This window comes from Campylobacter concisus, assembly GCF_003049065.1.
In the GTDB taxonomy this organism is placed as follows: Bacteria; Campylobacterota; Campylobacteria; order Campylobacterales; family Campylobacteraceae; genus Campylobacter_A; species Campylobacter_A concisus_BE.
Genome location: NZ_PISC01000012.1, coordinates 1 through 21,146, shown reverse-complemented (window position 1 = coordinate 21,146; position 21,146 = coordinate 1). Strand labels below are relative to the sequence as shown.

At 40.5% G+C, this 21,146-nt stretch carries 21 protein-coding genes; 14 read left to right on the top strand and 7 right to left on the bottom strand.

The genetic code is table 11. The features are described from left to right. The first annotated feature begins 267 nt into the window (after window positions 1–267). Entirely contained in the window at window positions 268–498 is a 231-nt protein-coding gene (locus CVS81_RS09800) for a hypothetical protein (RefSeq protein ID WP_159070979.1), read from the top strand. Between the two features lie 176 nt (window positions 499–674). Here the strand turns inward: CVS81_RS09800 and CVS81_RS08985 are convergent, their stop codons facing one another. The 7 genes from CVS81_RS08985 to CVS81_RS08955 all read right to left on the bottom strand — a co-directional run bounded on the left by CVS81_RS08985 (window position 675) and on the right by CVS81_RS08955 (window position 7,152). Next, a complete protein-coding gene (locus CVS81_RS08985; protein ID WP_107965750.1) occupies window positions 675–1,127 on the bottom strand; it encodes a hypothetical protein in 453 nt (150 codons plus the stop codon). Further along, window positions 1,124–2,548 carry a Mur ligase family protein gene (locus tag CVS81_RS08980; RefSeq protein ID WP_107965749.1) on the bottom strand — a complete coding sequence of 475 codons (1,425 nt, stop codon included), beginning with the start codon at window positions 2,546–2,548 and terminating at the stop codon, window positions 1,124–1,126. Before CVS81_RS08980 ends, CVS81_RS08985 begins: the two co-directional genes overlap by 4 nt. After that, complete coding sequence (locus tag CVS81_RS08975) at window positions 2,545–3,330, bottom strand: alpha/beta fold hydrolase (protein ID WP_107965771.1); 786 nt, start codon at window positions 3,328–3,330, stop codon at window positions 2,545–2,547. Before CVS81_RS08975 ends, CVS81_RS08980 begins: the two co-directional genes overlap by 4 nt. Further along, the gene (locus tag CVS81_RS08970) at window positions 3,320–3,550 is read right to left on the bottom strand and encodes a type II toxin-antitoxin system Phd/YefM family antitoxin (RefSeq protein ID WP_002942153.1); all 231 of its coding nucleotides are present in this window, start codon (window positions 3,548–3,550) and stop codon (window positions 3,320–3,322) included. Before CVS81_RS08970 ends, CVS81_RS08975 begins: the two co-directional genes overlap by 11 nt. Window positions 3,551–3,614: 64 nt before the next feature. Continuing rightward, window positions 3,615–4,655: a D-alanine--D-alanine ligase gene (locus CVS81_RS08965; protein ID WP_107965748.1), complete on the bottom strand. Its 1,041-nt coding sequence runs from the start codon at window positions 4,653–4,655 to the stop codon at window positions 3,615–3,617. An 11-nt stretch (window positions 4,656–4,666) separates the two neighbouring features. Then, the gene (gene ruvA / locus CVS81_RS08960) at window positions 4,667–5,221 is read right to left on the bottom strand and encodes a Holliday junction branch migration protein RuvA (RefSeq protein WP_103612063.1); all 555 of its coding nucleotides are present in this window, start codon (window positions 5,219–5,221) and stop codon (window positions 4,667–4,669) included. After that, a complete protein-coding gene (locus CVS81_RS08955) occupies window positions 5,221–7,152 on the bottom strand; it encodes a flagellar assembly protein A (RefSeq protein ID WP_107945135.1) in 1,932 nt (643 codons plus the stop codon). The genes ruvA and CVS81_RS08955 overlap by 1 nt, the downstream gene beginning before the upstream one ends. Before the next feature lie 121 nt (window positions 7,153–7,273). On the opposite strand from CVS81_RS08955, the gene murJ reads away from it, so the two are divergent. The 13 genes from murJ to CVS81_RS08890 all read left to right on the top strand — a co-directional run bounded on the left by murJ (window position 7,274) and on the right by CVS81_RS08890 (window position 20,984). Continuing rightward, on the top strand, window positions 7,274–8,674 hold the full coding sequence (murJ, locus tag CVS81_RS08950; RefSeq protein WP_107965747.1) for a murein biosynthesis integral membrane protein MurJ: 1,401 nt from the start codon (window positions 7,274–7,276) through the stop codon (window positions 8,672–8,674). Further along, window positions 8,661–10,055 carry a cysteine--tRNA ligase gene (cysS, locus tag CVS81_RS08945; protein ID WP_107965746.1) on the top strand — a complete coding sequence of 465 codons (1,395 nt, stop codon included), beginning with the start codon at window positions 8,661–8,663 and terminating at the stop codon, window positions 10,053–10,055. The genes murJ and cysS overlap by 14 nt, the downstream gene beginning before the upstream one ends. Continuing rightward, window positions 10,048–11,772, top strand: a complete 1,725-nt coding sequence (locus CVS81_RS08940; protein WP_107965745.1) for an ABC transporter ATP-binding protein — start codon at window positions 10,048–10,050, stop codon at window positions 11,770–11,772. The genes cysS and CVS81_RS08940 overlap by 8 nt, the downstream gene beginning before the upstream one ends. Before the next feature lie 53 nt (window positions 11,773–11,825). Beyond that, complete coding sequence (locus tag CVS81_RS08935) at window positions 11,826–12,899, top strand: quinone-dependent dihydroorotate dehydrogenase (RefSeq protein WP_103565681.1); 1,074 nt, start codon at window positions 11,826–11,828, stop codon at window positions 12,897–12,899. 11 nt (window positions 12,900–12,910) lie between these two features. Next, window positions 12,911–14,152, top strand: coding sequence for a M16 family metallopeptidase (locus tag CVS81_RS08930; RefSeq protein WP_107965744.1), 1,242 nt, complete (start codon window positions 12,911–12,913; stop codon window positions 14,150–14,152). Window positions 14,153–14,178: 26 nt separating this feature from the next. Next, window positions 14,179–15,048 carry a 4-hydroxy-tetrahydrodipicolinate synthase gene (dapA, locus tag CVS81_RS08925; protein ID WP_196779711.1) on the top strand — a complete coding sequence of 290 codons (870 nt, stop codon included), beginning with the start codon at window positions 14,179–14,181 and terminating at the stop codon, window positions 15,046–15,048. Further along, on the top strand, window positions 15,048–15,836 hold the full coding sequence (locus CVS81_RS08920; RefSeq protein ID WP_107965743.1) for an enoyl-ACP reductase: 789 nt from the start codon (window positions 15,048–15,050) through the stop codon (window positions 15,834–15,836). Before dapA ends, CVS81_RS08920 begins: the two co-directional genes overlap by 1 nt. A 31-nt stretch (window positions 15,837–15,867) precedes the next feature. Beyond that, on the top strand, window positions 15,868–16,413 hold the full coding sequence (gene pgsA / locus CVS81_RS08915) for a CDP-diacylglycerol--glycerol-3-phosphate 3-phosphatidyltransferase (RefSeq protein ID WP_107965770.1): 546 nt from the start codon (window positions 15,868–15,870) through the stop codon (window positions 16,411–16,413). Between the two features lie 2 nt (window positions 16,414–16,415). Beyond that, window positions 16,416–17,312 (top strand): hypothetical protein, encoded by an 897-nt coding sequence (locus tag CVS81_RS08910; RefSeq protein WP_107965742.1) that lies wholly within the window; start codon window positions 16,416–16,418, stop codon window positions 17,310–17,312. A gap of 75 nt (window positions 17,313–17,387) precedes the next feature. Then, window positions 17,388–18,497 (top strand): RIP metalloprotease RseP, encoded by a 1,110-nt coding sequence (gene rseP, locus CVS81_RS08905; protein ID WP_107965741.1) that lies wholly within the window; start codon window positions 17,388–17,390, stop codon window positions 18,495–18,497. Next, on the top strand, window positions 18,497–19,132 hold the full coding sequence (locus CVS81_RS08900) for a YggS family pyridoxal phosphate-dependent enzyme (RefSeq protein ID WP_107965769.1): 636 nt from the start codon (window positions 18,497–18,499) through the stop codon (window positions 19,130–19,132). Before rseP ends, CVS81_RS08900 begins: the two co-directional genes overlap by 1 nt. 110 nt (window positions 19,133–19,242) lie before the next feature. Then, entirely contained in the window at window positions 19,243–19,785 is a 543-nt protein-coding gene (locus tag CVS81_RS08895) for a tetratricopeptide repeat protein (protein WP_087583297.1), read from the top strand. Window positions 19,786–19,883: 98 nt separating this feature from the next. Continuing rightward, the gene (locus tag CVS81_RS08890) at window positions 19,884–20,984 is read left to right on the top strand and encodes a Cj0814 family flagellar-dependent secreted protein (RefSeq protein ID WP_234399551.1); all 1,101 of its coding nucleotides are present in this window, start codon (window positions 19,884–19,886) and stop codon (window positions 20,982–20,984) included. Window positions 20,985–21,146 lie beyond the last annotated feature (162 nt).

The window sequence follows — 21,146 nt, the reverse complement described above, 5'->3', positions numbered from 1 at the left end:
GACTTTGCCACTCTGCTAAAATGACAGAGGAATTTGGCACACTTGACAACAAAAAGCTTGATGAGCTAGCACAAAAGATAGATAGGCGATCTTAAATTTACTTTGTCTTTTGGATTAGAGAGCTTCATCTTTGGTGCGCTTAGCGTAAAACTGGGCAAATTTAGCTTAAAGCCCAAGCAATCCAAAGGCAAACGCCTATACACTCTCAACTTTATAACGAGGCAAATTTGGCTTGGAGTGCTAAAACTAGCCCTTTTTCTAGCCCATATGATCCTTTTTATAGTCATAACCAGCGCGACACTTGACGCAGTTGCAAACGCCTCCACAAATGAAGATCTGCAAAATGCCTTTAAACTAATCGGAGTAAATACCTTTATAGCTGGTATCTTGGGCATTGTCATAACCATTTGGTGGTTTGTCGATCTTTTTATAACCAGCAGTGCCGTGAGAAAGCAAAATTTAGAAAAAATTTTAAAAGCCATAGACGAGCAATCCTAAATAATACTTTGTCCTGCGGTATAAATTTAACCCTGCTTATATAAAAAGTGCGTAGTTTTAACGCAAAATGTGGCTTGTCTTTATGCCTATTTTGTATTAGCCGCTTTCAAAAAAGGCTGCAAATTTAAATTTTAAATTTGATATGAAATTTAACCTGCTCGCAAAGTCAAATTTGACTATTTTTTTGCCTTTTGCTCTTCTAAATTTTCCATAGTCTTATTTGCCTCTTGCTCTTTAAACTCTTCAAAAAGCTCATCATACCTAGCCTTAGCATTTTCGTATACGCCAGATGGCAAGGTGATGTTTAGATCGTCTTTTAGGCTCATAACGTCATCACAAGCGTTTTGATAGCCAAGGTCGCAGCTTTTCATAAAATAGCTCACGCCAAGCTCGATATTTGAGTGCTTTTTTAGATCACTATCCATCTGCTCGTTTATCTCTTCATTTACAAACATATCGCCTAAAGCTTCGCACGAAAGCACATCTTTTTGCTCGCAACCATCGTAAAAAATTTCATACGCAGTTGCGTAGTCTCCGGCGCTTCTAGCCTCATTGCCCCTGTCATAGTCATCGATGTCAAAGCCCGAGGCTAAGCTTAAGATTAGAGCTAAAAAAACTATCTTTTTCATATAAAACTCGGTGCGTCGTTTGAAAATAGTATAAGATCGCCAGCATGCGTGTTTTGGGCTAAAATTTCTTGCATTTTGTTCTTGTCCTTTAGGATGATGATCTTTGGCTTTACGATGTGTTTTAGCAGAGTTTGGGCGTTTAGCGAGCTTGTGATGATGACGAGATCAAAAATTTCATTTATCACCTTGGCTAAATTTGCATTTTGCTCGGCATCGCTCTCAACGATGCCAGGTGTTAGCAGCACTTTTCTACCAGCGTAGGTGCTTACTAGCTCGTAGCTTGCGCTCATGCCTGAGAAATTTCCATTGAAGCTATCATCGATTATCAGCTTGCCACCAGCCTCGATCTTGCTTAGACGGTGCTCGACGTTTTTCATCTTAGATAGCGCACTGTCTATCGCTTCATCGCTCATTTTTAGGTATCTTGCCACCTTTATGCAAACGGCTAAATTTGTAGCGTTAAATTTGCCAAGTAGCGGCGAGGCGTAGTTTTTGCCATCAAGCGTAAATGAAATTCCATCTAAATTTGCGTTTATATCTTTTAGGTTCTCATCGTAAATTTCTAAATTTTGGCTTGGCTCTTTTTTTGTCGAGCTATGTAAAAATGCCCTTTGCAAGCGAGCGCTTTGAAGCGCCTCGAGCTTTGTCGCGCGGATGTTATCAAGCGTTTTAAAGTACTCAATGTGTTGCGCGCCGATCTCGCCAACGATTACGATTTGTGGATTTAGAAATTTAGTGATCTCTAGGATGTCGCCCTTTAGCCTAGCGCCTGCTTCTGCGATGTAAATTTGCGTTTGCTCGCTTAAATTTTCGTTTATATCTTTGATGATGCCAGCCATTGTATTTACGCTGCGAGGCGTTTTGTAGCAGACAAAGCTATCTTTTAAAATTTCAAAGAGAAAATTTTTGATGCTCGTTTTGCCGTAGCTTGCGGTGATTAAAATGATATTTAGCTCTTTGTTTGCGCCAAGTTTTTTAAGCGCCCTGTTTTTAAAGCCTTGAAATTTGATCTTTTCTAAAATTTCACTAAAAAATAGGCTCACGACCAAGACAAAAAGTGGCATAGGAGCCAAAAACGCCTTGTGGATGATGAAATTTAAAGCGTAGTTTAAGATGATAGCGCAAACAAGGATGGCAAAAAAGTGCTTGATCCTGCCAGTAAAGACTAGCTTTTTATCAAGTTTTTTATGCCACAGATAAAGAGCTGGCAAAAGCGCAAAGTAAAAATAGATAAAAAACCACTTGCCAGTCGTGTAAAATAGCACCAAAGGCACTATAAAGAAAAAGACGTGCCAAGCGGGCTTTGTGAAGTGAAAGAGCACGCGCTCAAGCCTATATGAAAACCACTGAAAGCAAGTGATCACATAAAAAGCAAGCGCAAAGATAAATAAAACTGTGCTTATGCTTAAAAATATACTCATCTTATCTCCTCGATCCCGCTCTCATCGTCATCTAGCACGACATTTTTTGCTTCATTTGGCTCAAAATTTATCCCTTTTTCTATCTCGTCACTTATAAATTTAGCGTGGAGCAAAAAGAAAAAGTGATCGCCACTAAGCGGGAAAAATGAGCTATTTTTGATAAGCCTATCTATGCTCTCGCCGCTTGTTACAGGCGTTGCCTTGTCATTTTCTCCCCAAAATATAAAAGCCCTGCCGCCAAAGTCAGCAAAATGCTTTGTAAAATCCTCATCAACGACGTTTTTTAGGGTTTCATACATCACTCTGCTCATGCCGCTCACATCTTTTGTAGCAAAGAGTTTGTAAAATTTACCAAAGCCAAATATCTTTAAAATTTTAAATATCGCTATCTTTGCTCGCACGATAAATGGCTTTTTGACGACTATGCCAGCTGAGCTTAAAAGCACTAGATATGGTGGTTTTAGAAGTGTTGCGACCTTGCCGCCAAAGCTATGTCCTGCGATGATGTCTGGTTTTATTTGTAGCTCGTCACAGAAATTTGCAACGATTTTTGCGTAGTCACTTGTTCTTAAAGGCTTAAAAATAGAGCTTTTACCAAAGCCTGGCATGTCGATATATACGTGGCAAAAGTCATTTAAATAGTGCCCAAAAGCCTTTTTCATTATCTCTTTGTTTGCGCCCCAGCCATGCAAGAAAAGCACTACTCTTTTGCATTTTGGATTTACTACTTCGTAGCTGATCTCGTACTCGTCTGAGCCGTATTTGACTGCCCTACTCGCCATCATTTTCTCTCTTTTTAGCAGCGTAAATGCTCTCAAGCACGCTTACAGCCTCGCAAAGGCGCTCATACTCCTCCATATTTAAAAGGACTGCTTCAAATTTATTGTTTTTAACGATGACAGCGCGCTTTAGCTCGCTAGCTCCCACACGTGAAAGGACTGAGCTAAAATTTCTAACCACCTCGGTTGCTGTATAAATTTCATCTTTTGTAAAAGTTACCATTGTCGCTCTTTATGTAAAATTTTACGTAAAATATCACAAACTACTTTATATATCGCTAAATAAACTAGAGCTTGCCGCTACCTTTTACCGAAGTGATAGAGTTTATAAATTTATAATCAATCTTTATCTCACGCTCTTTTGGGAGTGAGTTTGCAAGGGCGTTTAGCGTGCTCTCAAAGTCCTCAAATAGATAGTTTGCAAGGCTGCCTGGGTTTGGGTTGATCTCGTTTAGATAGACCTCGTCATCTATCACAAAAAAGTCGCATCTAATGATCGCTCCGTCAAATCCACAATCATAAATTTTAGAAAAGTTAAATTTAAGCTTTTGTTTTAGCTCTTCAGAAATTTCCGCCTCTTTTACCTTGTTTTCGTTTGAAAAACTAAGATACTTTTGCTCGTAGTCAAGAAATTCTTTCTTTTTTGGCTCTTCAACGATAGAAAATTTGATCTTTCCATTGATCTTGCAGCCAGCTAAGTTGTACTCTTTGACGCCTTTTATAAAGGGCTCTACTAAAACATCTTTGTCAAATTCAAACGCCACGTCTTTTGCGTAGGCAAGCTCACTATCGTCATGCACGACGCTCACGCCGATGCTGCTGCCTAGCCTTGCTGGCTTTAATATAATAGGATAGTGAAATTTTGGCTCGCTTTGACGAGTTAGCATCTCGTAATCAAGCGCCTTTACACCAGCCTTTTGCGCTAGAAATTTAGTAAGCTCTTTGTTGTAGCTAAGCGCGCTTGCTTCAAGCCTTGGACCTATGTATTTGACCCCGTAAAAGTCAAAAAGTGCTGCTATCTTGCCATCTTCGCCGTCCATGCCGTGGATCAAATTTATAATGACGTCGCATTCAACTTTGTTTGCGCCAAAAAGCGAGTGCGCGTAAAAGCCGCCCTTTGCTAAAGATAGCTTCTTTGAGTTTTTGTATTTGCCAGAGCTAAAGAAATTTGCCCTCATATCTTTCTCTTCGATCAGGTAAAAGTCCCTATTTGCATCGCAAAATATAAATTTTAGCTCCTGTTTTAGGACGTTTTTTAAAACTATCGCGCTTACTATGCTTATCTCATGCTCAAAACTCTTTGCCCCAAATATCACGCCTAAATTCATCTTTTTTATCCTTATCCTAGTTTTTTAAGTGCCTCTTTTATAAGATCGCTCGTGTTTTCACTCTTACAATCAGGCAAAATTTTCACTATCTTCTCACGCTTAAAACCAAGTGCCTCAAGTGCCAAAAGTGCCTCATTTTGGTAGCTTGGCACGCTCTCGTCGCTTATAAGCTTAGCATCACTTAGCTCGGCTATTATGCGCCTAGCTGTCTTTGGTCCGATGCCTGGCACGCTTTTAAAAGTGTCCGCGTCGCCGCTTATTATGGCATTTGTAAATGCTTGCGAGCTAAGGCTTGAGCAAACCGCCATCGCTGTGCTAGCTCCGATGCCATTTAGCTTGATAAGCATTTCAAACATCTTTTGCTCGTTTGCGTCTAAAAAGCCGTAGAGTAAATTTGCGTCCTCTCTTATGATCTGCGTTATGGCAAGCTCGGTTTTTTCGCCTTTACTAAGTTTTGCTGAGCAAAAAAGCGAGATGAAAATCCCATAACTTACGCCGCTATTTGTCTTAAGTATGGCAAATGCAGGCTCTTTTTTTGTAACGACGCCTTCGATTGCTTTTATCATCATTTAACCTTTTGTTCCATGAAATTTATATCCGCGTAGTCTTCAAGTTTGTTTGACTTTTTGATCTTGTATTCGACCTCGCCGCCGTTATCAAATTTATCTAGCGTGATGACATGGGCGGTCTCGTTTTGTTTTGAGATGTAGGTGACATTTTGCGGAGGATCAACGATGACAAACCTTATCTCATTTAGCTCGATCCAGTTTCCTCTGTTTATCACTTTGGCTGAGAATATGCCATTTTGCATGATCTCAAGCTCATCTTTTAGATCAGCCAAAAGCTCTTTTTTCTCTTTAAATATCCTAAGCAAGGTGTTATACTCATTAACGAGCCCTTGATACTCTTTTAGCTTTTTCATAAATGTAACTGGCGGTATCACCTTTGCTTTTGAGAGCTCCTCGATCTTAGCTTTTATCGTGTAGATCGAGTCTTTGTTCTCGTTGATAACATTTTTCTTGCTCTCTATATTTTTTAGAAGTGTAGCTAGCTCAGACTTGGTGCTCTCTATCTTGCTTAGCTGATCTTGCGTAGCCTCCGCACTCTCAGGCATCTTGCTAGCGTCAATTATAAATTTATTATCAGTGCCTCTTAGATATCTAACGTCAATTAGGTGTGAGGCTGTGATGGTGCAGTTTGAGCCAAGCGTGTCTATCTGGATATTTTGAGCCGTTATCGAGCCACCAACTACGCTATTTATCTTCACTCTTTTTGCTATAACGGTACCGCCTTCTAGCCTATCTATCTCAACGCTTTCAGCCTCAACCTTGCCGATGTGGATAGAAATTTTGGCGTGTTTGGCGTAAATTTTAGCCTTTTGGTGAGTTTGGCCGCCGATATTTACATCATTTGCCTTGACCATCGCGTTTGCGCCGACGTTTCCTTTTACCTCGATCTCATCAGCCTCTACGATGATACCAGTGCCGATAGCATCTTTGATCGTGTCAGTCTCACGAACTACTAAAGTGACGTTTGTGTCGGTGCCTGCTTGGATAGAGCCAGTCGTTTTAAAATTTGCTTCATTTATCTCTATGCGCTCTTCTATATCAAAAGAGCCGTTTTTCTCGACCACGTAGCCTGCTTTTTTAGCGATATATTTTATGCTCTCATCATTTTCTACGCGCTCGATATTTTCGCTTATGCTTATCTCTTTTTCGCTCTCTTCTTTTGGCTTTGCAACCTCTATGAGCTTGCCTCTTACATCGCGTCCATTTGCGCCCTCGTGTGACTTTTTCTCCTCCATTATCACTTCATCTTTTGCCACGCCAAAGACAAAGCCCCTATCAGCGTAATCAACCTTATCTTCTTCTTTTATATCATCAAGCTTATCTTTGTAGTAGTAGATGATCTTAGCATCGATCGCTTTTTTAGGGTTGATGCCTTGGGTTAAATTTAGCGTGTAGTCCTTGTCAAGCTCGCCTTTTACGTGGATTATCGAAGCGATTTGTTTTAGCTCCTCTTTTAGCTTGCCGATCCTTATGCCTATTAAAATTTGAGCCTTCATAAGCTGCTTTGCGATGTATTCATAAAGCTTATCTTCGTAGTGCTGCTCATATTCGCACTCTTTGCTTGCTCTAACCTTTGCGATGACCTTTGTTATGGTTGAATTTACGCCGATATCGATCTTTGGTAGCTTTGGCGTGGCATTTAGCCTAACGTCAAAAAACTCCACGTCGTAGACCTGCTCGATCTCTAGCGTCTCGTCAAGATAAAATGTGTTGTCATCAAAAAAGCTTAAATTTTCTTCAGGGACAAAAACTGGCTCGACGTTGTCTTTATTTTTGTAGTAAGTTAAGATATTTGAGAGTTTGTAATCTATAAATTCTACCGGCACGCTGTATTGTTTGCTTAGCTCTTTAAGCGATAGATAAGGTGTTGAAGTTTGAATTTGCGTTGGCGGTAAAAATCTCTCGTTTTCTTGCACGTTCTCGCTCAAATTTGATCCATTTCACATAAAATTTTGGCTCTTATTATCTCTAAAACTTTATTAAATTTGGGTTATGTAAGCTTTAAAGCATCTTTTGTTACTATTGCGTTTTAAATTTACTAGGTGGGCGATGTTTATAAAAGGCTTTTTTTCAAACTCAGTTGGCATCATGACTTCAAGGATTTTAGGGCTTATAAGAGATCTTTTAACGGCTTCTATCCTTGGTGCTGGCATATTTAGCGACCTCTTTTTTATAGCATTTAAGATACCAAATTTATTTCGCCGCATCTTTGGCGAGGGCGCCTTTACGCAGGCGTTTTTGCCAAATTTTGCAAATAGCAAGAAAAAAGCGATCTTTCAAGCTGAAATTTTCATCAAATTTCTACTTTTTATAGGCGTTTTGACGCTTCTTGTAAATTTATTTACGCCCTACTTTATAAAGATCATCGCAAGCGGTTTAAGCGAGCAAAATATCACAGACGCAATGCCACTCGTGCGTATAAATTTCTACTATCTAGCCCTTGTTTATATCGTCACTTTTATGGGTGCGCTGCTTCAGTATAAAGGGCACTTTGCGACGACTGCGTTTTCTACTGCGCTGCTAAATTTAGCCATGATCGCTTCACTACTTTTGGCTCGTGGCAAGAGCGAGAGTGTGGTTGCGCTTTATCTTAGCTTTGGCGTCGTTGCAGGCGGTATTTTGCAGGTTTTAGTGCATCTAATCGCTATGAAATTTAACGCCTTAAATAAAATTTTCTGGGGCGGTCTAAGCGGATATTTTAAAGGCAAAAGAGCGCAAAGCAAAGGCTTTTTTATAAATTTCTACCACGGCTTACTTGGCTCAAGTGCGATGCAGATAAGCGCATTTATGGACACTTGGCTAGCTAGCTTTTTGGTAAGTGGCTCGATAAGCTATCTTTTTTATGCTAATAGAATTTTTCAGCTCCCACTTGCCATCTTTGCGATCGCGCTCTCTCAGGCACTCTTTCCTAAGATCACTAGGCTTTTAAAGCAAAAAGACGAAGCCAACGCCCTAGTTTGGACGAAAAAGAGCTTTTACCTGCTTCTTTGCGCCTTGCTAACAGCCACGATCACAGGCGTCGTGCTAAGTGAGTTTATCATCTGGCTCTTGTTTGAGAGAGGAAATTTCGTAAGGGCAAACACCATTGAATGCGCCAAGGTGCTAAGTGCCTATTTGGTGGGGCTTACGCCATTTGGACTGGCTAAAATTTTCTCACTTTGGCTTTATGCAAATATGAAGCAAAAAGAGGCGGCCAAAATTTCTATCATCTGCCTTGTGATAAATTTGATCCTAGCAGTCATTTTGATGCAGAAATTTGGAGCAGCTGGCCTTGCATTTGCAAGCTCACTTGGGGGATTTTTACAGCTTATTTTATATATAAGAGCCTTTGGAGCTAAGCGATTTTTAGCTATAATCGAGCCTAAATTTATAGCCGCCATCGCTGTTTTAGCGATTTTGCTCTATTTTGGTTTAACATTTTTAAAGGATATATTTAATGCGAATTTTTGATACTTCTAAAAGAGAAAAGGTTGAGTTTAGCCCTATTAAAGATGGCGAGGCAAGCATCTATCTGTGTGGTCCAACGGTCTATGACGACGCGCATTTGGGACATGCAAAGTCAGCCGTTAGCTTTGATCTTTTAAGAAGGGTCTTAAAAGCGCTTGGCTACAAGGTCAAATTTGCAAGAAACTACACCGATATCGATGATAAAATTTTAAATAAAATGGCGCAAACTGGTCAAAGCCTAGAGGAGATCACAAACAAATATATAGCGCACTACGAGAGCGACATGGGCGCTTTAAACGTGCTTGATCCAGACTTTAAACCAAAGGCTACGCAGTGCTTGGAGGCGATCATTAGCTACATCAAGGTGCTTATGGATAGAGGTGTGGCGTATAAGACGAGCGATGGAATTTACTTTGATACAAGCAAGGATAGTGGCTATTTTAGCATTAGCGGCAAGGATAATAACACCGATCTAATCGCTAGAGTGGCTAGTTTTGGCGAGAAAAGAGACGAGAAAGACTTCGTGCTTTGGAAATTTGACGAGAAATGGTACGAGAGCCCATTTGGCAAGGGTCGCCCTGGCTGGCACACCGAGTGCGTGGCGATGATAAGGGAGTTTTTAGGCGATAAAGAGAACGAGGAATTTGAGATCGACATCCACGCTGGCGGCATCGACCTACTCTTTCCGCACCACGAAAACGAGGCAAGCCAGTGCAGATGTGCTTATCATAAAAATTTAAGCAAATACTGGATGCACAATGGCTTTATAAAAGTAAATAACGAAAAGATGAGCAAGAGCCTAAACAACAGCTTTTTCGTAAAGGACGCCCTAAAAAACGTTCATGGCGAAGTGCTTAGATATTACTTGCTTACGAGCCATTATAGGGCTCATTTTAACTATTCAGATGAAGATCTAGTAGCTTCAAAAAAGAGACTTGACAAAATTTACCGCCTCAAAAAAAGAGTTGATGGCGTGCAAGCAGGCGTGGCAAATGAGAGCTTTAAAAATGAGCTACTTGAGGCGCTAAGCGATGATCTAAACGCTTCAAAGGCGCTTGCAAGCGTTGATGAGTTTGTAAAAACGGCAAATGAAAGACTTGATAACAACCCAAAAGATAAAGCTTATAAAGCCGAAGTGGTGGCAAATTTAGAGCTCATAGGCGAAATTTTAGGCATTGCTATCACAAACTATGTGGAGTATTTTCAGTTTGGCGTAAGTGACGAGCAAAAAGAGCATATCCAAAAACTTCTTGATGAGCGCGCGGTAGCTAAAAAAGAGAGAAATTTCGCAAGGGCTGATGAGATAAGAGATGAGCTAGCAAAAATAAATATCTCTATCATGGATACGCCAAATGGCGCAGTTTGGGAGAGAAATAATGAATAATTTTGGCTTAAAAGATGTGCTAAAACGCTTTGGTCCATATTTTAAAGACTATATCCCACACTTTATTTTTGCCATTATCGGCATGGGGCTTGCCAGTGGTGGAACGGCGGTAAGTGCCTATCTAGTGGAGCCTGTGCTAAATAAAATTTTCGTTGAGAAAAACGAAAAACTACTTTATTTACTGCCTTGCGCCATCATCGCGATCTACGTGATAAAAAACATCGGAACCTTCATGCAGGCCTATTTTACGGCATATATCGGACAAGATACGATTAGAAGATTTCGCGAAAAGATGGTTGCAAACCTTTTAAATTTAGATATGGACTTTTTCAATGAATTTAGAACCGGCGAGCTAATCAGCAGAACAACAAACGACATCGACCGCATAAGATCGATAGTATCAAGCATGATCCCTGAACTTACGAGGGAATTTATAACCATCATCGGACTTCTTTGTGTCGTTGTCTATCAAAGTCCAAAGCTGGCATTTTTCGCCCTTGTCGTCATGCCAGTGGCGATCTATCCGATCTCACGCCTTGCTAAAAGGATGAAGAAAATTTCAAAGCAGTCGCAAGAAAAAACATCAGACATCACCTCTGCGCTTAGTGAAATTTTTACAAATATCGAGATAATCAAAGCAAATAACGCCCAAGAATACGAGCATTCACGCTTTGTTGATGAAAATAATAAATTTTTTAGGCTAAATTTAAAAAGCGTTAAGATCGAGCAGCTAGTAAGCCCGCTAATGGAGACCATAGGCTCAATAGGCGTGGCAGCGGTCATCATCATAGGCGGTAAAGACGTCATCGACGGACATATAAATATGGGGGCATTCTTCTCGTTTCTAACAGCGCTTTTCATGCTCTACACCCCGCTAAAACGCATCGTAAATATCTATAATAAGATGCAAGACGCCATCGCAGCAAGCGAGAGGACCTTTTTCTTGATGGATAAGGTAAGCCAGATAAAAGATGGCCAAAAAGAGCTAAACGAAGAGATAAATTTGATCAAATTTAACGACGTCCGCCTAAGCTACGGCGACAAAGAGGTCTTAAAAGGGATAAATTTAGAGGCAAATAAGTCAGAATTTATAGCCCTTGTTGGCTCAAGTGGCGGCGGAAAAAGCTCGCTTATGAATTTACTTATGAGATTTTACGACGTAAATGGCGGAGAAATTTTGATAAACGGCATAAATTTAAAAGATATCAAAATTCACTCACTTCGCCAAAATATCGGACTTGTAACACAGCGCGTCTATATCTTTAACGACACAGTTGCTAAAAACGTAGCTTACGGCAGAGAATTTAACGAAGATGCCGTGATAAACGCACTAAAACTAGCCAATGCCTATGAGTTTGTAAGCAAGCTTGATGATGGCATAAACACTATCTTAAATGAATTTGGCACCAACCTCTCAGGCGGTCAAAGACAGCGCATCGCCATAGCTAGAGCGCTTTATCAAAACCCACAAATCCTCATCTTTGACGAGGCTACTTCAGCGCTTGATAACGAGAGCGAAAAAGAGATCACAAAAGCGATAAATAATCTAAGAAGCAAAAAGATCATCTTTGTCATCGCTCACCGCTTAAGCACGGTTGAAAATGCCGATAAGATCGCAGTTTTAAGCGATGGCAAGATCATTGATAGTGGAAGCGACGAGGAGCTTAGCAAGAGAAATGAAATTTATGCAAGGCTTAAGGGCAAAGCCTTAGTTTAAGGCGATTTTTGCTAAGATTTGCGTAAATTTTTAGGCATTTTAAAGAGGTTAAAATGAGCTTAAACTACAATACTTTAAAATCTATATTTTTCAAATTTGATCCTGAAACCGCCCACAAGATCGCTGAAGTAGCGATGGTTGGGGCAAATAAAATCTTCCCTGGCTCGTTAAGCTTTTTAGCAAACAAATGCGTGGTTGATGACAATGCGCTAAAACAAAATTTATTCTCAAGCACCTATCACAACCCAGTTGGCATAGCTGGTGGCTTTGACAAAAACGCCACAATGTTTGAAGCGCTAACGGCTCTTGGATTTGGACATTTAGAATTTGGCACATTTACACCAAAACCACAACCTGGCAACGCAAAACCAAGGCTTTTTAGGCTCATAGACGAAGAGAGCATCCAAAATGCGATGGGCTTTAACAACGAAGGATGCGAGGCTATCAAAAACAGAGTAAAAAAGATATATCCTTTTACCATACCGATCTGGGCAAACATCGGTAAAAACAAGGTTACACCAAACGAAGATGCGATAAAAGACTATGAAATTTTAGTAAGAGAATTTAGTGAAATTTGCGACACATTTGTCATAAACGTCTCATCGCCAAACACGCCAAATTTAAGAGCACTGCAAGATGAGAGCTTCATAAAAGAGCTTTTTAGCGTCATTTTGCCACTAACTAAAAAGCCGATCATCTTTAAAATAGCTCCTGACATGAGCCACGAAGATGCGATCAAGCTTTGTAGCTGTGCGGTAGAAAATGGCGCTAGTGGCGTGCTCGTTTCAAATACAAGCGTTGATTACTCGCTCTCTCACTCGTCAAATTTAAAGGATTTTGGCGGACTAAGCGGCAAGGTGATCGCCAAAAAGTCAAAAGATATCTTTAAAGCCGTGGCTGATGAGCTTTATGGCAAAACGACGCTTATCGCGTGTGGCGGCATAGATAGCGGTGCGGAGGCTTATGAGCGCATAAAAATGGGAGCAAATTTGGTCCAAATTTTTACAAGCTTTATTTTTAAAGGGCCGATGATCGCAAGAGATATAAATTTAGAAATTTTAGAGCTTTTAAAAAGAGATGGCTTTGCCTCTATCAGCGAAGCAGTCGGCGCAAATGTTAAAAAATAGAAGGCAAGAGATTGATAAAATTTAATAAATTTAAACTAGAAAATGGACTTGAAATTTATCACGTGCCAGTAAATCCTGGCTCAAAGGTGATAAGCGTCGATGTCTTTTATAAAGTTGGCTCCAGAAACGAAGTGATGGGCAAAAGCGGCATCGCTCACATGCTAGAGCATCTAAATTTCAAATCAACCAAAAATTTACGAGCTGGGGAGTTTGATGAGATCGTAAAGGGTTTTGGCGGCGTAAATAACGCAAGTACGGGCTTTGACTACACTCACTACTTTATAAAAGCCTCAAATGAAAATTTAGACAAAACGCTTGGGCTTTTTGCCGAGCTTATGAAAAATTTAAGCCTAAAAGATAAAGAATTTCAGCCAGAGCGCGAGGTGGTGCACGAAGAGCGCAGGTGGCGAACAGACAACAACCCTATGGGATATCTCTACTTTAGGCTCTACAACCACGCATTTATCTACCACTCATACCACTGGACGCCAATAGGCTTCATAAAAGATATCGAAAACTGGAAGATCGCTGATATAAAAGAATTTCACGCCACATACTATCAGCCAAAAAACGCCATTTTGATGATAAGTGGCGACATCGGCAAAGACGAAGCATTTAAACTAGCTAAGAAAAACTTTAGCGGCATAAAAAATAAAAGAGCTATACCAAAACTACACTGCAAAGAGCCTGAGCAAGACGGCGCAAAAAGAGCTATCATCTACAAAGATAGCCAAACGCAAATGCTAGCGATCGCTTATAAAATTCCAGACTTTAGGCATGCCGATCAAGTGGGGCTAAATGCGATAAGTGAATACCTAGCCACTGGCAAAAGCTCCATTTTACAACAACGCCTAGTCGATGAGCTCATGCTTGTAAATCAAATTTATGCTTATAATATGAGCTGCGTTGATGAAAATTTATTTATATTTTTAGCAGTTTGCAATCCAGACGTCGAGGCTAGCGCGGTTGAGACTGAAATTTTAAAGATCATAGATGATCTAAAGAGAAAGCCAATCGACAAAGAGGACGTTTTAAGAGTTAAAAATTTGATAAAAACTGATTTTATCTACTCATTTGAGAGCGCGAGCAAGGTGGCAAATTTATACGGCTCATACCTTGCTAGAGGCGATATAAAGCCACTTTACGAGCTTGAAAAAAATATAGATAAGATAGATGCCAAGCTTTTAAAAGAGATAGCAAATAGATATTTCAATGAAAAAACTAGCACGACAATAATCTTAAAAAAGGAATAGACGTGAAAAATTCGCTTCAAGGTGCGATGACAGCACTAGTTACGCCATTTAAAAACCAAAAAATAGACGAAGTCAGTTTTGAAAAACTGATAAAAAGACAGATAAAAAACGGCATAGACGTCGTTGTGCCAGTGGGAACAACTGGTGAGAGCGCAACTCTAACGCATGATGAGCATAGAATTTGCATCGAGATCGCAGTAGATGCATGTAAAGGCACAAATGTCAAGGTGCTAGCTGGTGCTGGCAGCAACGCCACTCACGAGGCCATCGATATCGCTAAATTTGCTCAAGCTCACGGCGCTCACGGCATCCTATCAGTCGCTCCTTACTACAACAAACCAACGCAAGAAGGGCTTTACGAGCACTACAAGGCTATCGCAAATAGCATAGAAATTCCAGTGCTTCTTTACAACGTCCCAGGCAGAGTTGGCGTAGATATCTTGCCGGCGACCGTTTTTAGACTTTTTAAAGATTGTAAAAATATTTTTGGCATCAAAGAGGCAACAGGCAGCATCGATAGATGCGTCGATCTGCTAGCTCACGAGCCTGATTTAGTAGTCATTAGCGGCGAAGATGCGATAAACTACCCTATCCTATCATACGGCGGAAAGGGCGTCATCTCGGTCACTGCAAACCTCTTGCCAGATCAAATTTCACAGCTTACTCACCTTGCGATGAATGAAGAATACAAAAAAGCAAAACTGATAAATGACAACCTCTATACGATAAACAAAACGCTCTTTTGCGAAAGCAACCCGATACCGATCAAAGCGGCTATGTATCTAGCTGGGCTGATTGACACTTTGGAGTACCGTTTGCCACTTTGCAAACCGAGCAAAGAAAATTTCAAAAAGATCGAAGAAGTTATTAAAAATTACGAAATAAAGGGATTTTAATGAAGGACACACTAAACGAATTTAAAGGTAAAATGCTAGTCATCAGTGGCGGCACTAGAGGCATCGGCAGAGCCATAGTCGAAGAATTTGCAAAAGCTGGCGTAAATATAGCATTTACCTATAACTCAAACGAGGAGCTTGCCAAAGAGCAGGCAAAAGAGCTTGAGGCTACCTACAAGATAAAAGCTAGAGCCTACGCGCTAAACATCCTTGAGCCAGAAACATATAAAGAGCTATTTTTAAAGATAGATGAGGACTTTGACAGGGTTGATTTTTTCATCTCAAACGCTATCATCTCAGGCCGCGCAGTGGCTGGTGGATACACTAAATTTATGAAGCTAAAACCAAGAGGTATAAATAATATCTTCACAGCAACCGTAAATGCCTTTGTCGTGGGCGCACAAGAGGCTGCAAAACGCATGGAAAAAGTGGGTGGCGGCAGTATCATCAGCCTAAGCTCAACTGGAAATTTAGTCTATATCGAAAACTATGCAGGACACGGCACAGCAAAAGCAGCCGTTGAAGCGATGGCAAGATACGCCGCTACCGAGCTTGGTGAGAAAAACATCCGCGTAAATGTCGTAAGCGGCGGCCCTATCGAGACAGACGCACTAAGAGCCTTTACAAACTACGAAGAGGTGCGTGATATGACGGCAAAGCTTAGCCCGCTAAACCGCATGGGACAGCCTGCTGATCTAGCTGGAGCATGTCTATTTTTATGCTCATCTAAGGCTAGCTGGGTGACTGGACATACATTTATAATAGATGGTGGCACGACTTTTAAATGAGAGTGAAATTTCTAGGCATAAAGGCATATTTGTGAGCTTAAATTTACCAAATTCACTGGCATTTTTTAGGATACTGCTAGCTCCGCTTATGTTTTTTATGCTCGTAAATGCGCCAGGAATTTTTACGCAAATTCATATAAGCTGGATAAACTACTTCGCAGCCCTTATCTTTGTGATCGCCTCGGTGACTGACTTTTTTGACGGCTACATCGCTAGAAGCTGGGATCAAAAGACCAAACTTGGAGCGATCCTTGACCCACTAGCTGATAAGATGCTGATCTTAGCTGCATTTTTAGGCCTTATGATGCTTGGTAGAGCGAGTGCTTGGGCTGTTTATCTTATCTTGGTAAGAGAGTTTTTTATAACTGGCTTTCGTGTCGTGATGGCAAGTGACGGCGTAGAGGTTGCAGCTTCGATGGCTGGCAAGGTTAAGACCGTTTCGCAGATGTTTGCGGTTGGATTTTTACTGATGAGCTGGCCTGGTGGCAAGCTTTTGCTCTGGATAGCTGTTGCACTCACGCTTTATTCTGGGTTTGAGTACATCTTTGCCTACGTAAAAGCGATGAAAAAGAGTTAAATTTGAGCTGTGACCTGCAAGAGATTATTTTAAAGGGCACTGCAAATTTAGAGCCAACCCTACAAAAACAAGCGAAAAAACTAAATCAAAAGATCATCAACACAAATTTCTATCACGATGCTAAAAATTTAGAAAAGATCGGCGGTGTGATCAGTCCCGAGCTAAATGAATTTTTATTAAACTGCGCTTTAGAATACGTCAAGACGCACTCAGATAAATTTGATACGTTTGATAACGATGTAGAGACTTTGCGTGGCATTTGGAGTGCGATGAGCTTTTCAAAAAGCCCTAACATTTTAGACTATCTAAGCACGCAGGCCACTCGCTCGGTATCGCACCGCTCGTTTGCGCATAGATACATCTTTGAAATTTTACGCTTGCAAGAAAGGGCTGGCCGTTCGCATCCACTACTTGCAAAGCTTTATGACTATTATGATGGTTTGCAAGTAAAACTGCCTATATATGAGCTTTTGCGCCGCATAGGCGTAAGCCCTGCTGATCCTTATGATTTTGACATCTCGCTAAATGCTGTAAATTTTGGCTACTGGTTTAGCAATCAAGGCTTAAGTGACGAGGAGTTAGCCAGTAAATTTCACTTAGAAATTCGCCTTTTTGCGCCATTTGTGTATGACCACACATTTGAAATAGAGCTTAGAAACGACGCTGTGCCAAGGGCTAGAATAAATTTTAACGACGAGGGCATGAGCTTTTTGCAAGAGCTGCCACATGATATTTTGCCCCACCCTGATATTTTAAATTTAAAGCCATTTATTGACCAAGTAAAGTCACGTTTTGATCTGAAATTTGACCTAGACGATAAAGATAAAAGTTATTTTAGTCTCAGTAAAGGGCTAAATAGAGCCAAAACACTCTCTTGGTTAAGAGAAATTTTCGCCTAGATGGCAAGGCAAATTTGAGAGTAAATTTATAAATTTTGGCTAAAATCTCATCAATTTTTCAAAAAAAGGTAAGTTTTGAAAGGCATTCTCTTCACGCTAGCCCTGCTTTGCCTTGGGCTTTATGCGTATTCGTTTTATTTTTTAGTGACCGTTTTAGCCATTAGTTTTCTCATATTTTTTCACGAGCTTGGTCACTTTTTAGTAGCAAGATCGCTTGGCGTCAAAGTAAATACCTTTAGCATCGGCTTTGGCGAGAAAATTTACACCAAAAACGTTGGCGGCACCGACTACTGCCTAAGCGCGATCCCACTTGGCGGATACGTGCAGCTAAAAGGGCAAGACGACACCGATCCAAAGGCCAAAAACTACGACGCTGACAGCTACAACGTGCTAAGTCCGATAAAGCGCATTTACATCCTCTTTGCAGGGCCATTTTTTAACTTTATCTTGGCATTTTTCATATACATTTTGCTTGGATTTATCGGTGTTGAGAGGCTTGCGCCAAGTGTCGGCCACATAGCTGAAGGCTCGGCAGCTGCAAGCGCTGGCATAGCAATAGACGATAAAATTTTAGCGATAAATGGTGTCAAGATAAACGAGTGGGACGAGATCAGCAAAAATGTAAAGCTTGAACCTAGCGCCATTTTGATAGACCGCAACGGCTCGCAAATGACTATAAATTTAACACCAAAGATAGGCGAAACGATAAATTTATTTAATGAAAAAGTGCAGCGCCCACTGATCGGCATCCAGCCAAATGGCGAAGTGGTGAAAATTTATCACACAGGTTTAGAGAGCCTAAAATTTGCCTTTGGCGAGACGATCGAGGCTTCAAAGCTCATCTTTAAAAGCTTTGAAAAGCTAGTCGTTGGAGCTGTGCCACTAAAAGAGGTCGGAGGCATCGTGCAGATCGCCGATGTCACTTCAAAGGCCGCTAAGATCAGCCTTAGCGTGCTTCTAACCATCGTGGCGCTCATCTCTGTAAATTTGGGCGTACTAAACCTCTTTCCCATCCCTGCGCTTGATGGCGGGCACATTTTATTTAACATTTATGAACTAATTTTTAGACGCGAGATAAATGAGCGAGTGCTTGTTACGCTTACCTACTGTGGCTGGGCGCTGCTGCTTGGCATCATGGTGCTCGCGACCTTTAATGACATTATGAGATTAAGCGGAGGTTTATGATGATAGTTTTAAAAGATCTACTTGAAAAGATAGAAAGTTTAAGCAAAGATGTGACGCTCATCGCCGTTAGCAAAAATGTGACATGCACTGAAGTAAGGGAGCTTTACGCACAGGGGCAAAGAAATTTTGGTGAAAATAGAGTCCAGGAGCTAGCCAAAAAAGAGCTAGAGCTGCAAGATTTCACTGACATCAAATGGCACATGATCGGCCGCCTGCAAAACAATAAAATCAATCAAATGATAAGCCTAAAACCAGTGCTTTGGCAAAGCTGCGATAGCTTCGAAAGAGCCCTAGAGGTCGATAAAAGGCTCAGCTACAAGCTAGACACCCTACTTCAGATAAACTCGGCCGATGAAGATACAAAACAAGGTGTGAGCGTCGCAAATGCGGCTGAAATTTATGAGCGCATCCAAAGCGAGTGCAAAAATATAAATTTAAAAGGTGTGATGAGTATCGGAGCGCATGTAGATGAGCCAAAAGAGGTGCAAAAGAGCTTTGAGCTAACATATAAAATTTACGAGAGCCTAAAGCCAAAAGGCGCAACTATCTGCTCGATGGGCATGAGTAGCGACTTCGAGCTAGCGATAAAATGTGGCTCAAATATGATCCGCCTTGGGACGATGCTATATCTATAAATTTGTCCCTCTTGGGGCAAATTTACCTTTCTACTCCTTTTTAAATTTTAATCTAAGTTATATAATTTTATAATGCGATTAAATAAATTTTTAACGATAAAGGAGTAAATGTGTTTAAAAATTTTATTCTAACCGCTGTTGCGATCTTGTTTATCTCGGGTTGCGGTAGAGCTGAAAAGATAGCTAGGATCGAGCAAAAATGCGCAAATAATGAAGTTGCATATTGTTTGAAATTGGGCAAAATTTACAGCAGACGAGATGTAAATAAGGGCACAATGTACTATCAAAAAGCTTGTGATCTAGGCGATAAAAGGGGTTGCTATAGACTTGCAGTTTTACTAAACTCAAAATCAATCAACTCAAAAAAAGACAATGAAACGATCGTAAAATCACTAACTAAATCATGCGATCTTGGCACGCCAAAAGCTTGCTTTGAGCTTGGCGAATACTACGAAGATGACCCAAAAATGCAAGGCAAAGCAAATGAACTGTTTGCAAAATCATGCGAGCAAAGATTTGGTCTTGCTTGCTATAAACTAGCCGACTTTTACGGCGAGAAAAACGATGCGGCATCTCAAAAAAGCTACCTAGAGCTAGCGTGCAAATACCGCTATAAAGTAGCTTGCGAAGAAATAGCCGAAGATAAAAAATAAATAACATTTTTTATGGGGAGGACATATCTCCCCCGCACTCTTTTAATATCAAATTTTGCTGGAACACCTTTTGCTTTAAACTAGCTAGGAGGCAAACCATGAATGATATTAGCATCTTAGGCACAAATGTAAATTCATACACTAAGCAACAGCACAAACAAGACAGGTCTGCAAATTTTAGTGATATTTTGAAGCAAAATGCCAAAGAAAAGATTAGCAAGCCAAGCCAAGAGCCAGCTAAATTTACTTATACCACTTCTTCACAAAATAGCCTCAGCTCATTAAATTTTAATAATCTCCAAGCTTATGGCTACACAGTAGATAAAGCTGGCTTTATGGGGGCTGATTTTAATAAAACAGCAGGCTTGCCACAAGACTTTAAAATCCATAAAAGCACGCTTGATGAGCTTAGTAGATTTGCCGAGCGAAACCATGTGCTAAACCGCATCAAGAGCAAGGACGAGCAGATAAAGATCTTTGATAACATCGATATGGCCGACACCATAAAGCACTACTACAGACTATTTGATCAAATGACCTCTGCTTTAGGCGATGATAAAAAGAGCTACACCCTTGCAGATATAGGCAAACTGCCAAAAGGTTACAGCACAAAAGGCACTCGCTATGATGCCAAAGGACACTTGCTAAAAGATCTATCAAACTCTACTATCTCAAACATCTACTCTAGCACTGATGAGCTAAATAGCGCTAAATCTCTTAGCAAAGAGCTTTCAAGTGCAGGCGTTAGGCTCATAGTAAAAGAGGTTGATTTCACGATGAGCGAAGCAGGCGATGAGTTTAGTTTTAACCCTGATATGTCGGTATATCAAGCAGATGAAGGCTACAGCAAAGAGGCTCTTTTTATGGGATTTTTGCACAGCTCTAGACCGCTACCAAGTGATAGTGCAAAGACCAAGCTAAGTAGTGCTGCCTTAAATGATATCTCAAGCACTGGAGAGCATAAAGAGTATTTTGTGGATTTTGAAAAAGTGGGTAAAGATAGTGAGAGCATAAAAGCGCTCATCAAAGAAAGACTTAAAGAGCTAACCCTTTTAATGTATGCAAGATCAAAGAACACTAGCGCAGAAAGTGTCACTTCAAAAGAATATGAGAAATTTAAACCAACTAGAGAGGATATAAATTCTCTAGCAAATTCTTGGAGTGAGAGGATAAGCTCTGTCAGCAAGACTTTTGTGTAGAAAAAAGTTATATATAAACTAAATTGTTTAAAAGACGATTTACCAACTAAGAAAATTTCACTCAAATAAATTTTAAAAAATCGTTGAGTAGTTTAAAACTTACTAAGGATAGTAAAATGCAAATTTCTAGCTCACCATATCCTTATCTGTCTAGAGAGCATA